Below are 13,630 nucleotides of genomic sequence, written 5' to 3' on the forward strand. Positions count from 1 at the left end.
GTATTTTTGCGTATTGTGCCGTATGGCGCGCCCAGCGTACTCTTTCGGGCACATGACAACGCGGCGTAGCATCCGTGGCAGGCATTGGCGCGAGGCACGGCAAGCTGAGCGCAGGGCCGGCCACAGATGACTAGAATGACGTGTCGGGCGGTTGCCCGCCGAGCGTCACATCAAAGTCGCAAATCCGGATTCGGGTTTCCATAAAGGAAGGGACATACTGATGAACAAAGTCTATCCAGGCGCCGCCGAGGCGCTGAAAGACATCGTCAAGGACGGGCAGACGTTTGCCGTCGGCGGCTTCGGGTTGTGCGGCATTCCCGAGGCGCTGATTGCGGCGCTGCGCGATACGCAGGTGCAGAACGTCACCTGCATCAGCAACAATGCGGGCGTCGACGGTTTCGGCCTCGGTCTGTTGCTCGAAACGCGCCAGATCAAGAAGATGATTTCGTCCTACGTGGGCGAGAACAAGGAGTTCGAACGCCAGTATCTGGCCGGCGAACTCGAACTGGAATTCACGCCGCAAGGCACGCTCGCCGAAAAGCTGCGCGCCGGCGGCTCGGGCATTCCGGCCTTCTTCACGAACACCGGTTACGGCACGTTGATCGCCGAGGGCAAGGAAACCCGCCAGTTCGGCGAGAACCACTACGTGCTCGAACATTCGCTGACGGCCGACGTCGCGCTCGTCAAGGCGTGGAAAGCCGACAAATCGGGCAACCTGATCTATCGCCGCACCGCGCGCAACTTTAACCCGATGTGCGCGATGGCCGGCAAGATCACGGTCGCGGAAGTCGAGGAAATCGTTGAAGTGGGCGAACTCGATCCGGATGCGATCCACACGCCGGGCATTTTCGTGCAGCGCATTGTGCTCAATGCGAATCCGGAAAAACGCATTGAACAACGCATCGTCCGCGCGAAAGGAGACTGATCATGGCATGGACTCGTGACGAAATGGCCGCACGCGCGGCGAAGGAATTGCAGGACGGTTTCTACGTGAACCTCGGCATCGGCTTGCCGACGCTGGTGGCGAACCACGTGCCGGCCGGCGTCGAGGTGTGGCTGCAGTCGGAGAACGGCCTGCTCGGCATCGGCCCCTCGCCGACCGAAGAAGAAGTGGATGCCGACCTGATCAACGCCGGCAAGCAGACGGTGACCACGTTGCCGGGCTCGTCGATCTTCTCGTCGGCGGATTCGTTCGCGATGATTCGCGGCGGGCACATCAACCTGGCGATTCTGGGCGCGATGCAGATCAGCAAGAAGGGCGATCTGGCCAACTGGATGATCCCCGGCAAGATGATCAAGGGCATGGGCGGCGCGATGGATCTGGTCGCGGGCGTCAAGCGCGTGGTTGTGCTGATGGAACATGTCGCGAAGGGCGACCAGCACAAGATCCTCGAAGAATGCACGTTGCCATTGACGGGCGTCGGCGTGGTCGATCAGATCATCACCGATCTCGGTGTGATCGAAGTCACGGAAGACGGTCTGAAGGTGACTGAGCTGGCGCCGGGCGTGAGCGTCGAGGAAATCAAGGCGAAGACGGGCGCGCCGCTGGATGTCAGCGCGGTGAAGTGAATGGCCTTGTGAGCCGCCCGACTCTGTCTTTGTGACGGCAGTTGGCGGTAACGTACGTTGCCTTGTGGGTTGTGGGCGGCTTACGAAGCGAGTTGAAGCGAGCTGTAAAAAACGGGCGAGGCGCGAGTCTCGCCCGTTTCGTTTTGGTGCCGTCTTTTCGTGCCGTTTTGCGCTGCCTGTGTTGGGGCGCCTGCGCTGCGGCTTTTACCTCGAGGCTTTCTGGTTAATCTTAGGCCGTTTGGCCGATCCTTGCCGCGCTGCAAAGCGGTTTACAATCGTTTGAAGATTCGACGTTCATTTCCCGCCGCTTGGTCTGCGCCGAGCCCACGGCGCTATTGCAAGGAACCCAGATGACCGAAACGTCCGCTTCCACCGCCGGGCGGCTTGCGCCGCGCCAACGTTATGTGCAGTGCGCAAGCGCTGGTGGCTTGCATCGTATCGCTTACACCGAGTGGGGCGACCCGGCCAACCCGCGTGTGCTGCTGTGCGTGCACGGCTTGACGCGCTCGGGGCGCGATTTCGACCGTCTCGCGGCGGAATTCGCCGGTACTTATCGCGTGGTGTGTCCGGACGTGGCGGGGCGGGGCTTGTCTTCGTGGCTCGCGAACCCCAACTTCTATAGCGTGCCGCAGTACGTGGCCGACATGGTCACGTTGATCGCGCGCCTGAATGTCGAAACAGTCGACTGGTTCGGTACCTCGATGGGCGGTCTGATCGGACTTGCGCTGGCCGGTCTGCCGGAAACGCCGATTCGTAAAATGCTGTTGAACGACGTTGGTCCGCATCTGGAGCCGGTGGCCGTGCAGCGTATCGGTGATTACCTCGGCAAGCCCGTGCGTTTCGACTCGCTTCAACAGGGCATTGATTACGCCGCGTTGCTTGCGCAAACTTTTGGGCCGCTCACGCCGGAGGAGTGGCGTGAGATCAATACGCCGCTTTTGCACGAGCAGGACGGCGCGTGGCTGTTCCGTTACGATCCGCGCATTGCCCAGCCGTTTGTCGCGACAAGCGAAGAGGCGACCAAACTCGGCGAGGCCGCGCTGTGGCATTCACTAGCTGCGTTTCAGGGGCCGGTGCTGGTGGTGCGTGGTGAGCAATCGGATCTGCTTTCTCGCGAGACCGTCGCGAAAATGATCGAGACCGGGCGCGCGGTATCGAGCACGGAGATTGCGGGCGTCGGGCATGCGCCGGCGTTTATATCGGCCGATCAGATCGACCTTGCGAGGCAGTTCTTCATCGGGCCGGCCACTGACGCGTCATAATAGTGAGTTCCGCGCGTCGTCCTTGAAAGGGGGCAATGCGCGGGCGCAATGCGGAACGCATTGTCGATCAATTTTCAACCAACCTCAGGATTCTTCATGGCAGTCATTCGTCATCACGTCGGCAAGCGCCTCTCGGAAACCGCTGTCTACAACGGCACCGTGTACCTCGCAGGCCAGATCGCCGAAGACGCTGATCAGGACATCACGGGTCAGACGCGCGAAGTGCTCGGCCACATCGACCGTCTGCTGGAAGAAGTGAACAGCGACAAGGCGCACTTGCTGTCCGTGCAGATCTATATCTCGGACATGGTGCATTTTGCCGGCATGAACGCAGTGTGGGACGAGTGGGTCGCACAAGGCGCCACGCCGCCGCGCGCTACCGTGGAAGCGAAGCTCGCGAATCCGAAGTGCCTCGTCGAAATCGTCGTGGTCGCGGCGCAGCGCGATTGAGTCTGGCTTGACCCTGGCTTGAGCCTCGCCTCGCAATTGTTGTTGAAAATCCGTTGATCCGTCCGGCCCGGTGGGCCGTCGCACCATGACTACCGAAATCGTTACGAGCACCCCGACACCCATCCCTTCCTTCGACGAAGCGATGGCGTTCGTGCGCGAACATGCGGGCGAAGTGCGGCTCTCATCGGGCGAGTTGCTGGCGGATCATGCGGCGGGTACGGCGTCGATCATGCGCACGCTCAACGTCGATCCGCCGGCCGTGCTGGCGGCGGCCTTGTTCGCGCTGACGCCGCATCTGCAGGACCCGGAGCGCGTGATTGCCGACAACTTCGGCGAAGAAGTCGCGCAACTGGTCGGCGACGTGCGCAAGTTGCTGCGCCTGGGTACGGTGAGCTTGCGCGCGGCGCAGAACGCGATGCCTGAAGCGGGGCGAGATGCGCAGGCTGCGCGCCGCGCCCAGGTCGAGGCCTTGCGCAAGATGCTGCTCGCGTTCGCGCAAGACATTCGCGTCGTGCTGATACGGCTCGCGTCGCGCGTGCAGTCGTTGCGGTATTACGCGGCGGCGAAAACCACGCCGTCGCCCGACGTTGCGCGTGAGACGCTCGATATTTACGCGCCGCTCGCCAACCGTTTGGGCATCTGGCAACTGAAATGGGAACTCGAGGATCTCGCGTTCCGTTTCGAGGAACCGGTTACTTATAAGCGCATCGCCAAGCTGCTCGACGAGAAACGCGTCGAGCGCGAAAGTTATGTGGCGCAGGCGATCGAGCGGCTGCAGCAGGAGTTGGCCGCGGCGAATGTGCAGGCCGAAGTCAGCGGCCGGCCCAAGCATATCTACAGCATCTGGCGCAAGATGCACGGCAAGGAGCTGGACTTCGCCGAACTGTACGACGTGCGCGCGTTTCGCGTGATCGTGCCGGATATCAAGGATTGCTACACGGTGCTGGGCATCGTGCACAACCTGTGGCAGCCGGTGCCGAGAGAGTTCGACGATTACATCTCTCGGCCGAAGCCGAACGGCTATAAATCGCTGCATACCGTTGTGATTGGTGACGACGGCCGCGCGTTCGAAGTGCAGATTCGCACGCAGGAAATGCATCAGTTCGCCGAGTACGGTGTGGCGGCGCACTGGCGTTATAAGGAAGCGGGCACGCGGGGTTACGGCGGCCAGTTCAGCGCCAATGAGAAGTACGACGAGAAGATCGCGTGGTTGCGTCAGCTGCTCGCGTGGAAAGACGAGGTCTCGGAGGGCGAGCACGGCGAGAAGCGCGCCGCGCAGCCGTGGGAGCAACTGCGGCAGGCTACGCTCGACGACGACCATATCTACGTGCTCACGCCGCAAGCGCGCGTGATTCCGTTGCCGCACGGCGCGACACCGGTCGATTTCGCGTATCACCTGCATAGCGAGCTGGGGCATCGCTGCCGTGGCGCGCGTGTCGACGGCGCGATGGTGCCGCTCAATACGCCGTTGCAGAACGGCCAGACGGTCGAGATCGTCGCGGTGAAAGAGGGCGGTCCGTCGCGTGACTGGCTCAACCCGCAACTCGGGTATCTGCAGAGCCATCGGGGGCGGCAGAAAGTGCGCGCGTGGTTCAACGCGGTCGAAGTGCAGGAGCACATCGCGAGTGGCCGTGCGATGGTCGAAAAGACCCTGCAGCGCGAGGGTAAGACGTCGGTCAATCTCGATCAGCTCGCCGCCAAGCTCGGCTTCAAGACCACCGACGATCTGTTCTCGGTGGTCGGCAAGGAAGAGTTCAGTCTGCGGCTCGTCGAGCAGGCACTGCACGATGCGCCGCCGCCTGAGCCTGTCGTCGAAGCGCCGGAACAGTTCGAGAAACGCAGTAGCGGCGCAAGCGTCGCGCGCGGCGCTTCTACGGGCGTGCTGGTGGTCGGCGTCGACGCGTTGCTCACGCAACTCGCGCGCTGTTGCCGTCCCGCCCCGCCCGACGAGATCAGCGGCTTCGTCACGCGCGGCAAGGGCATGTCGATTCACCGCAGCGATTGCCCGACCTTCCTGCGCATGGCCGATCGCGCACCGGAACGTGTGCTGCAAACCGCGTGGTCGGCGGATGTCATGAGCGGCCGCGGACAATCGGTCTATCCTGTCGACCTCAGCATCGAGGCAACGGATCGGCAAGGTCTGCTGCGCGATATCTCCGAAGTTTTCGCGCGCGAGAAAATGAATGTGATCGGCGTGAAAACGCAATCGCGTCGTAATGCCGCGTTCATGCAATTCACCGTCGAAGTCTCGAGCGCCGCGCAAATTCAGCGCGCGTGTACGTTGCTCGGCGAAGTAACAGGTGTGATGCGCGCCTCGCGCAAGAATTGACGCACGGGCGAGGTGGCTGGGTGCCGTTGCGTCCCAAAAGGCATCCGTTCGATGCGCTCGTGCGTGTGCGTAGAAATTTAAAGTCGGTGCATAAAAGTACTTGCCAAGCGGTGTGGCGCTCCATATAATCTCGTTTCTTCAGGCTCGTAGCTCAGCTGGTTAGAGCACCACCTTGACATGGTGGGGGTCGTTGGTTCGAGTCCAATCGAGCCTACCAACGAAAGAGAAATTCCGGTTTTGCCGGGGTTTCGCAAACCGCAGCAAGCGCCTCGGCGCAAAAGGCGAATACGGTTATGACACCGCGAACGTTGACCGAAACTACTTCGGAGCGACGCTAGTCGAGGACCACTTTCGCCAATGTAGTTTGCAGGAAATGTGAATGCGGCCCCTCGAAAGCGGGGCCGCATTTTTTTTGGCTTTTTTGACCTGGTTGAATGTGCCGCCGCCGGTCGGCACCACGGAGAACGCAATGGTTTCGATACGTCTGCCTGACGGTTCTGTTCGACAGTACGAGCATCCGGTGACCGTCGCCGAAGTGGCCGCCTCGATCGGCCCCGGCCTCGCGAAAGCCGCGCTCGGCGGCAAGATCGACGGTGAACTCGTCGACACGTCCACGCTGATCGATCACGACGTGGCGCTTGCCATCGTCACTGAGAAAGACGCAGACGGCCTCGATATCATTCGCCACTCCGCGGCGCACTTGCTCGCGTACGCGGTGAAGGACCTGTATCCGGAAGCGCAAGTCACGATCGGTCCGGTGATCGACAACGGCTTCTACTACGACTTCGCCTACAGCCGTCCCTTCACGCCCGAAGATCTCGAGAAGATCGAAAAGCGCATGCAGGAGCTCGCGAAGAAAGACGAGCCGGTCACGCGCCGTGTAGTGTCGCGCGGCGAAGCCGTGGACTACTTCAAAAGCATTGGCGAAAAGTACAAGGCCGAGATCATCGAATCGATTCCGGCTACCGACGAAATCAAGCTTTACTCGCATGGTGGCTTCACCGATCTGTGCCGCGGCCCGCACGTGCCGTCCACCGGCAAGCTGAAAGTCTTCAAGCTGATGAAGCTCGCCGGCGCCTATTGGCGCGGCGATTCGAAGAACGAGCAGTTGCAGCGCATCTACGGTACGGCCTGGACGAAGAAGGAAGACCAGGACGCGTATCTGCACATGCTCGAAGAAGCGGAAAAGCGCGACCACCGCAAGCTCGGCAAGCAACTCGATCTGTTCCATATGCAGGACGAGTCGCCGGGCATGGTGTTCTGGCATCCGCGTGGCTGGACGCTGTGGCAGCAGGTCGAGCAGTACATGCGCCGCCGGGTGAACGACGCCGGTTACCTTGAGATCAAGACGCCGATGATCATGGACCGCTCGCTCTGGGAAGCGTCCGGTCACTGGCAGAACTATCGTGAAAACATGTTCACGACCGAGTCGGAAAAGCGCGACTACGCGATCAAGCCGATGAACTGCCCAGGTCACGTGCAGGTGTTCAACCACGGCCTGCGCTCGTATCGCGATCTGCCGCTGCGGTACGCGGAATTCGGCTCGTGCCACCGCAATGAATCGTCGGGCGCGCTGCACGGCCTGATGCGCGTGCGCGGTTTCGTGCAGGACGACGCCCACATTTTCTGTACCGAAGACCAGTTCATTAGCGAATCGATCGCGTTTAACACGCTGGCGATGAGCGTCTATAAAGACTTCGGCTTCGACAATGTCGAGATCAAGCTGTCGTTGCGCCCGGATGCGCGCGCCGGCACGGACGAGACCTGGGATCGCGCGGAGCAGGGCTTGCGCGAGGCGCTGACGGCATGCGGCGTGACGTGGGAAGAATTGGCGGGTGAGGGCGCGTTTTACGGCCCGAAGGTCGAGTACCACATCAAGGACGCACTTGGCCGCTCGTGGCAGTGCGGCACGTTGCAGCTCGATATGGTGCTGCCGGAACGCCTGGGCGCCGAATACGTCGCCGAAGACAACAGCCGCCGCCGCCCAATCATGCTGCACCGGGCAATCGTCGGATCAATGGAGCGGTTTCTCGGCATCCTGATCGAGCACCATGCTGGTGCAATGCCGTCGTGGCTTGCGCCGATGCAGGTTGTGGTGATGAATATCGCGGAAAGTCAGGCCGAATATGCACAGTCTCTGGCCCAATCGTTGCAAAAACAAGGGGTTAGAGTAGAGGCCGATTTGCGCAACGAGAAGATTAGCTATAAAATACGCGAGCACACGCTAGAAAAGGTGCCGTACCTACTCGTGGTCGGCGACAAAGAGCGTGAAGCCCAAACGGTAGCCGTGCGTGCCCGTGGTGGTGTCGACCTAGGCGTGATGCCACTCGATACCTTCATTGAGCGTCTGCGTCAGGACGTGCAGTCGTTCAACTGAGCCACTTGGCAGCCCGGCTCGTTTTTTTAATTTTTAGAGGAAACGTAACATCGCTACTGATAAGTCTGCGCACCGCATCAACGGTGAAATTACAGCACCCGAGGTGCGTCTGGTCGGCGTCGAGAATGAACCGCTCGGCATCGTGAAACTTGCTGATGCGTTCCGAATGTCGGAACAGCAGGACGTGGATCTGGTGGAAATCGCTCCGCAAGCGGTCCCCCCGGTCTGCCGTCTGATGGACTACGGCAAGTTCAAGTACTCGGAAGCGAAGAAGCAGCACGAGGCCAAGCTCAAGCAGAAGGTCGTCCAGGTCAAGGAAGTCAAATTCCGCCCGGGTACCGATGACGGCGATTACAACGTCAAGCTGCGCAACCTCATCCGCTTCCTCGACGACGGCGACAAGACGAAAATCACGTTGCGTTTCCGTGGCCGCGAAATGGCTCACCAGGAAATCGGTATGCGCATGCTCGAGCGCCTGCGCACGGACCTCGACGAAGTCGGTCAGGTCGAGCAGATGCCGAAAATGGAAGGGCGCCAGATGATCATGGTGCTCGCGCCGAAGAAAAAGAAGTAAGCGATTGGAGCGGCGGCGCGCCGTGTGGCGCGTGCTCCGGTTGTGAAAGATTGAGCGGTGCTGTGCTGGGTGTCCGGCGCGGTATCGGCAGGTTTCGGATCGGTGCCTATGCAAGTGGGCGCTGTGTCCTGAAAAGCGGCTGCCGGCAGTATCGGCAGTCTGCATACCAAGTGGAATGGGTTTCGAAGGGCGGGTCGTGGCCATCTGGCCGACCGCACACCCATATCCATCTAATAATGGAGTTGTCATGCCGAAGATGAAGACCAAGAAGAGTGCTGCAAAGCGCTTCGTGGTGCGTCCGGGCGGTACCGTCAAGCGCGGTCAAGCCTTCAAGCGCCACATTCTTACCAAGAAGACCACCAAGAACAAACGCCATTTGCGCGGTTCGACGGCAGTTCATGATGCAGATATGAACTCCGTGCGCGCAATGCTGCCGTTCGCTTAACCCTTAACCGACACTCATAGGAGCGAAATATGCCTCGAGTAAAACGTGGGGTTACCGCACGGGCCCGTCACAAGAAGATCATCAAGCTGGCCAAGGGTTACCGCGGCCGTCGCAATAACGTCTATCGCATCGCCAAGCAGGCGGTCATGCGCGCAGGCCAATACGCCTACCGCGATCGCCGCAACAAGAAGCGTGTGTTCCGTGCATTGTGGATCACGCGTATCAACGCGGCGGTGCGTCAGCACGACATGACGTACAGCGTGTTCATCAACGGCCTGAAGAAGGCTTCGATCGAACTCGACCGCAAGGTGCTGGCCGACATGGCTGTGTTCGACAAGGCTGCTTTTGCTGCGATCGTTCAGCAGGTGAAAGCCGCCGTTGCAGCCTGATTGCGCTTTGGGCAATTAAACTGCGTGGTTCGTTGCAGCGAACATCCGGTAGTCTCGGTGACGCTGCAACAAAAACGGGGCTCCTCACCGAGCCCCGTTTTTGTTGGTAGAACCAGTTTTGCAACGATTGAACACTGACGTTGAAATGATGGGATCAATGGATCTGGACCAGATTGTCGCCGACGCGCAAAAAGCCTTCGCAGAAGCCTCCGACGTCACCACCCTCGAGAACGAGAAAGCGCGCTTTCTCGGCAAATCGGGTGCGCTGACCGAGCTATTGAAGGGCCTTGGCAAACTCGACCCCGAAACGCGCAAGACCGAAGGCGCACGGATCAACCTCGTCAAGCAACAAGTGGAAGCCGCGTTGACGGCCCGCCGTCAGGCGCTGGCCGACGCGTTGCTGAACCAGCGCCTCGCCGCTGAGGCGATCGACGTCACGCTGCCCGGCCGCGGCACCAACGCAGGCAGCCTGCACCCGGTGATGCGCACATGGGAACGCGTCGAACAGGTTTTCCGGTCGATCGGATTCGATGTGGCCGACGGCCCCGAAATCGAAACCGACTGGTACAACTTTACCTCGTTGAACAGCCCGGAAAACCATCCGGCGCGTTCGATGCAGGACACCTTCTACGTCGACGGCAAAGATGCCGACGGCCGTCAACTGCTGCTGCGCACGCACACCAGTCCGATGCAGGTGCGTTACGCGCGCACCAACACGCCGCCGATCAAGGTGATCGTGCCGGGCCGCACGTATCGTGTGGACAGCGACGCAACTCACTCGCCGATGTTCAACCAGGTTGAAGGCCTGTGGATCGACGAGAACATCAGCTTCGCGGATCTGAAGGGCGTCTACTCCGATTTCCTCAAGAAGTTCTTCGAGCGCGACGATATTCAGGTGCGCTTCCGTCCGTCGTACTTTCCGTTCACCGAACCGTCGGCTGAAATCGACATGCTGTTCGAAACGGGCAAGAACGCCGGCAAGTGGCTCGAAATTTCGGGTTCTGGCCAGGTTCACCCCACGGTGATCCGCAACATGGGCCTCGACCCCGAGCGTTACATCGGTTTTGCTTTTGGCAGCGGCCTCGAGCGGCTCACGATGTTGCGTTACGGCGTGCAAGACCTGCGTCTGTTCTTCGAAAACGACCTGCGTTTCCTGCGTCAATTCGCCTGAACCGGCGCGTACGAACGCGACTAGCATAGAGCGCGGCACGGCACGCAGTGCGTGCCGCCAGCAGCGTCCCCGGCAGTGCCCAGTGAATTAAGGGGCCGCCTGCCGGACGTGGACCTAACCTGATCAGAACGTACACAGAACCATGCAATTCCCGGAATCCTGGCTGAGAACCTTTGTCGACCCGCAACTGACGACCGATGAGCTGTCGCACGCGTTGACGATGGCGGGTCTCGAAGTCGAAGACCTGCGGCCGGCCGCGCCGCCGACCTCGAAGATTGTCGTCGGCCAGGTGCTGGAAGTCGTCAAGCACCCGGACGCCGATAAGCTCAACGTGTGTCAGGTCGACGCCGGCACGGGCGCAACGCTGAACATCGTGTGCGGTGCGCCGAATGTCGCGCCGGGCATCAAGGTGCCGGTCGCACTGGTTGGCGCGCAACTTCCGCCAGCCGAAGAGGGCGGCACGCCGTTCGCAATCAAGCTCTCGAAGCTGCGCGGCGTGGAAAGCCAGGGCATGCTGTGCTCGGCACGCGAACTGAAGCTCTCGGAAGATCATAGCGGTTTGATGATCCTGCCGGAAGATACGCCGATCGGCCAGGACATCCGCGAAACGCTCAAGCTCGACGACACGATTTTCGAAATCAAGTTGACGCCGAACAAGGCGGACTGCCTGTCGGTGTTCGGCGTGGCGCGCGAGACTTCGGCCATCACGGGTGCAGCGTTGCGCCCGCTCGAGATCAAGCCGGCTGAAGTGAAGCTCACCGAAACATTGCCCGTCAAAATCTCGGCGCCCGATCTGTGCGGCCGTTTTTCGGGCCGCGTGATTCGTGGCGTGAACGCGCGCGCGAAGTCGCCGCAATGGATGGTGCAGCGTCTCGAGCGTTCGGGGCAGCGCAGCATCTCCGCACTCGTCGACATCTCGAACTATGTGATGCTCGAACTCGGCCGTCCGTCGCACGTGTTCGATCTGGACAAGATCCACGGCGGCATGGACGTGCGTTGGGGCCGCAAGGGAGAAACGCTCAAGCTGCTGAACGGCAACACGGTCGAACTCGATGAAACCGTCGGCGTGATTGCCGATGAACAGCACATCGAGAGCCTCGCCGGCATCATGGGCGGCGACAGCACGGCCGTTACGCTCGACACCACCAACATCTATCTCGAAGCTGCGTTCTGGTGGCCGGATAGCATTCGCGGCCGCTCGCGCAGGTACAACTTCTCGACCGATGCGGGTCACCGTTTCGAGCGTGGCGTCGATTACGCGACCACCGTCGAACACATCGAGCGCATCACGCAACTGATCCTCGATATCTGCGGCGGCGAAGCCGGCCCGGTCGACGATCAGATCGTCAACGTGCCGAAGCGCGAGCCGGTGAAGATGCGGGTCTCGCGCGCGAACCGCATCATCGGCATCAAGATCGATGCGGACGAAATCGCGCAGACTTTCACGCGCCTCGGCCTCGCGTTCGAACGCGACGGCGATACGTTCTCGGTGATGCCGCCGTCGCACCGCTTCGATATCGAAATCGAAGAAGACCTGATCGAAGAAGTCGCGCGTATCTACGGCTTCGAAAAGATCCCGGCGCGTCCGCCGGTTGCGACCAGCGAAATGCTGCGGACCAACGAAACGAAGCGCTCGATCCACGTGATCCGTCACGCGCTCGCCGCGCGCGATTACGCGGAAACGGTCAACTTCAGTTTCGTGGACGCCGAGTGGGAGCAGGACTTCGCCGGCAACGACAAGCCTGTACGTCTGTTGAATCCGATTGCGAGCCAGTTGTCGGTGATGCGTACCACGCTGTTCGGCAGCCTGATCAATGTGTTGCGCACGAACCTGAACCGTCGCGCGGCCGATCGCGTGCGCGTGTTCGAAGCGGGCCGCGTGTTCCTGCACGACCCGTCGATCAAGGCAGGCGAGCTGACGGTAGAAGGTTTCGCGCAGCCGAAGATGATCGGCGGCCTGGCCTATGGTCCCGCGCTTGAAGAGCAATGGGGCGCGCAAACGCGCGCAGTCGACTACTTCGACGTGAAGGGCGACATCGAAGCCGTACTCGCGCCGGCCGTGGCGAGCTTCGTGAAGGCCGAGCATCCGGCATTGCATCCGGGCCGCAGCGCGCGTATTGAACTGAATGGCCAGGCAGTGGGCTGGATTGGCGAATTGCATCCGCGCTGGATGCAAAAATATGATTTGCCGCACGCGCCGATTCTGTTTGAAATCGAAGCGGAAGCATTAATGCAGCGCGTATTGCCGACTCCTGCGGACGTGTCTAAATTCCCGCCGGTGCGCCGCGATATTGCGGTCGTCGTCGATCAGAAAATCGAGGTGCAGGCGCTGCTGGACGAGCTCGGGAAGGCCCAATCCGAAGAGGCCTGCAAGACGGTCCAGAGGGTTGCGCTTTTCGACGAATTCCGTCCAAAATCAAACACTTCCGGTGGCCTGGCTGCCCATGAGAAAAGCCTTGCGTTCCGTGTGACCTTGCAAGATACTGGCGGGACCCTTCAGGATGAAACGGTCGATCTGGCCATTCAAACTCTGGTGGAACGTCTGGCTCGAGTATATGGCGCAAGGTTGCGTGGATAACCCGCATTTAACATTTGCACGGCATTTTTCCGCAACTTCCGTTTCTGCTTGGCGCGCCATTTGATAGATATGAATGAAATGAACTCGAGTGATTTCGAAGCCCTTCTAACGGCGCAACGCAGCGCCATGATTCGCGAAATTCCGACATCACCCGCGGCCGTTTCCACTGAAACGCCGACGCTTACCAAGGCTGAACTTGCCGAGTTGCTGTTCGACAATGTCGGGCTCAACAAGCGGGAAGCGAAAGACATGGTCGAGGCGTTCTTCGAGGTGATCCGCGACGCGCTGGAGAGTGGCGATAGCGTGAAGCTGTCGGGGTTCGGCAACTTTCAGTTGCGCGACAAACCTCAGCGTCCCGGCAGAAACCCGAAGACCGGCGAGGCGATTCCGATCGCCGCGCGCCGCGTTGTGACGTTCCATGCGAGTCAAAAGCTGAAAGCGCTGGTCGAGAACGGCGCTGAAGCGAGCTTCACGCGCTGATCGATT

At 60.6% G+C, this 13,630-nt stretch carries 12 protein-coding genes and 1 tRNA gene; all 13 read left to right on the plus strand.

Going from position 1 to position 13,630, the window contains the following annotated elements:
* The first annotated feature begins 220 nt into the window (after positions 1 to 220).
* The 13 genes from B0G76_RS05155 to B0G76_RS05220 all read left to right on the plus strand — a co-directional run bounded on the left by B0G76_RS05155 (position 221) and on the right by B0G76_RS05220 (position 13,624).
* On the plus strand, positions 221 to 925 hold the full coding sequence (locus tag B0G76_RS05155; protein WP_120290614.1) for a CoA transferase subunit A: 705 nt from the start codon (positions 221 to 223) through the stop codon (positions 923 to 925).
* 2 nt (positions 926 to 927) lie between these two features.
* Positions 928 to 1,569 (plus strand): CoA transferase subunit B, encoded by a 642-nt coding sequence (locus tag B0G76_RS05160; RefSeq protein WP_120290616.1) that lies wholly within the window; start codon positions 928 to 930, stop codon positions 1,567 to 1,569.
* Positions 1,570 to 1,919: 350 nt separating this feature from the next.
* Positions 1,920 to 2,831 carry an alpha/beta fold hydrolase gene (locus tag B0G76_RS05165; RefSeq protein ID WP_120290618.1) on the plus strand — a complete coding sequence of 304 codons (912 nt, stop codon included), beginning with the start codon at positions 1,920 to 1,922 and terminating at the stop codon, positions 2,829 to 2,831.
* Between the two features lie 96 nt (positions 2,832 to 2,927).
* Positions 2,928 to 3,281, plus strand: a complete 354-nt coding sequence (locus B0G76_RS05170; RefSeq protein ID WP_120290620.1) for a RidA family protein — start codon at positions 2,928 to 2,930, stop codon at positions 3,279 to 3,281.
* An 85-nt stretch (positions 3,282 to 3,366) separates the two neighbouring features.
* Positions 3,367 to 5,610 (plus strand): bifunctional (p)ppGpp synthetase/guanosine-3',5'-bis(diphosphate) 3'-pyrophosphohydrolase, encoded by a 2,244-nt coding sequence (locus B0G76_RS05175; RefSeq protein ID WP_120290622.1) that lies wholly within the window; start codon positions 3,367 to 3,369, stop codon positions 5,608 to 5,610.
* A gap of 140 nt (positions 5,611 to 5,750) precedes the next feature.
* A tRNA-Val gene (locus tag B0G76_RS05180) sits at positions 5,751 to 5,827 on the plus strand.
* A gap of 252 nt (positions 5,828 to 6,079) precedes the next feature.
* On the plus strand, positions 6,080 to 7,987 hold the full coding sequence (gene thrS, locus B0G76_RS05190) for a threonine--tRNA ligase (RefSeq protein WP_120296213.1): 1,908 nt from the start codon (positions 6,080 to 6,082) through the stop codon (positions 7,985 to 7,987).
* Between the two features lie 49 nt (positions 7,988 to 8,036).
* Positions 8,037 to 8,561 carry a translation initiation factor IF-3 gene (gene infC / locus B0G76_RS05195; protein ID WP_075643546.1) on the plus strand — a complete coding sequence of 175 codons (525 nt, stop codon included), beginning with the start codon at positions 8,037 to 8,039 and terminating at the stop codon, positions 8,559 to 8,561.
* Between the two features lie 247 nt (positions 8,562 to 8,808).
* Complete coding sequence (gene rpmI, locus B0G76_RS05200) at positions 8,809 to 9,006, plus strand: 50S ribosomal protein L35 (RefSeq protein ID WP_012433738.1); 198 nt, start codon at positions 8,809 to 8,811, stop codon at positions 9,004 to 9,006.
* Positions 9,007 to 9,035: 29 nt separating this feature from the next.
* A complete protein-coding gene (gene rplT / locus B0G76_RS05205) occupies positions 9,036 to 9,395 on the plus strand; it encodes a 50S ribosomal protein L20 (protein ID WP_006052502.1) in 360 nt (119 codons plus the stop codon).
* A gap of 157 nt (positions 9,396 to 9,552) precedes the next feature.
* On the plus strand, positions 9,553 to 10,566 hold the full coding sequence (gene pheS, locus B0G76_RS05210) for a phenylalanine--tRNA ligase subunit alpha (RefSeq protein ID WP_183081992.1): 1,014 nt from the start codon (positions 9,553 to 9,555) through the stop codon (positions 10,564 to 10,566).
* Between the two features lie 142 nt (positions 10,567 to 10,708).
* A complete protein-coding gene (gene pheT, locus B0G76_RS05215; RefSeq protein WP_120290624.1) occupies positions 10,709 to 13,144 on the plus strand; it encodes a phenylalanine--tRNA ligase subunit beta in 2,436 nt (811 codons plus the stop codon).
* A gap of 69 nt (positions 13,145 to 13,213) precedes the next feature.
* Positions 13,214 to 13,624: an integration host factor subunit alpha gene (locus tag B0G76_RS05220; protein WP_006052505.1), complete on the plus strand. Its 411-nt coding sequence runs from the start codon at positions 13,214 to 13,216 to the stop codon at positions 13,622 to 13,624.
* The last annotated feature ends 6 nt before the right edge of the window (positions 13,625 to 13,630 follow it).

This window comes from Paraburkholderia sp. BL23I1N1 (genome assembly GCF_003610295.1).
Lineage (GTDB): Bacteria > Pseudomonadota > Gammaproteobacteria > Burkholderiales > Burkholderiaceae > Paraburkholderia.

What these genes read in the sequence shown, in the direction of transcription:
- rpmI (WP_012433738.1), top strand. Translation starts at nt 8,809, where the DNA reads ATGCCGAAGATGAAGACCAAGAAGAGTGCTGCAAAGCGCTTCGTGGTG.
- B0G76_RS05165 (WP_120290618.1), top strand. Translation starts at nt 1,920, where the DNA reads ATGACCGAAACGTCCGCTTCCACCGCCGGGCGGCTTGCGCCGCGCCAA.
- B0G76_RS05220 (WP_006052505.1), top strand. Translation starts at nt 13,214, where the DNA reads ATGAATGAAATGAACTCGAGTGATTTCGAAGCCCTTCTAACGGCGCAA.
- pheS (WP_183081992.1), top strand. Translation starts at nt 9,553, where the DNA reads ATGGATCTGGACCAGATTGTCGCCGACGCGCAAAAAGCCTTCGCAGAA.
- B0G76_RS05170 (WP_120290620.1), top strand. Translation starts at nt 2,928, where the DNA reads ATGGCAGTCATTCGTCATCACGTCGGCAAGCGCCTCTCGGAAACCGCT.
- B0G76_RS05160 (WP_120290616.1), top strand. Translation starts at nt 928, where the DNA reads ATGGCATGGACTCGTGACGAAATGGCCGCACGCGCGGCGAAGGAATTG.
- B0G76_RS05175 (WP_120290622.1), top strand. Translation starts at nt 3,367, where the DNA reads ATGACTACCGAAATCGTTACGAGCACCCCGACACCCATCCCTTCCTTC.
- rplT (WP_006052502.1), top strand. Translation starts at nt 9,036, where the DNA reads ATGCCTCGAGTAAAACGTGGGGTTACCGCACGGGCCCGTCACAAGAAG.
- B0G76_RS05155 (WP_120290614.1), top strand. Translation starts at nt 221, where the DNA reads ATGAACAAAGTCTATCCAGGCGCCGCCGAGGCGCTGAAAGACATCGTC.
- thrS (WP_120296213.1), top strand. Translation starts at nt 6,080, where the DNA reads ATGGTTTCGATACGTCTGCCTGACGGTTCTGTTCGACAGTACGAGCAT.
- pheT (WP_120290624.1), top strand. Translation starts at nt 10,709, where the DNA reads ATGCAATTCCCGGAATCCTGGCTGAGAACCTTTGTCGACCCGCAACTG.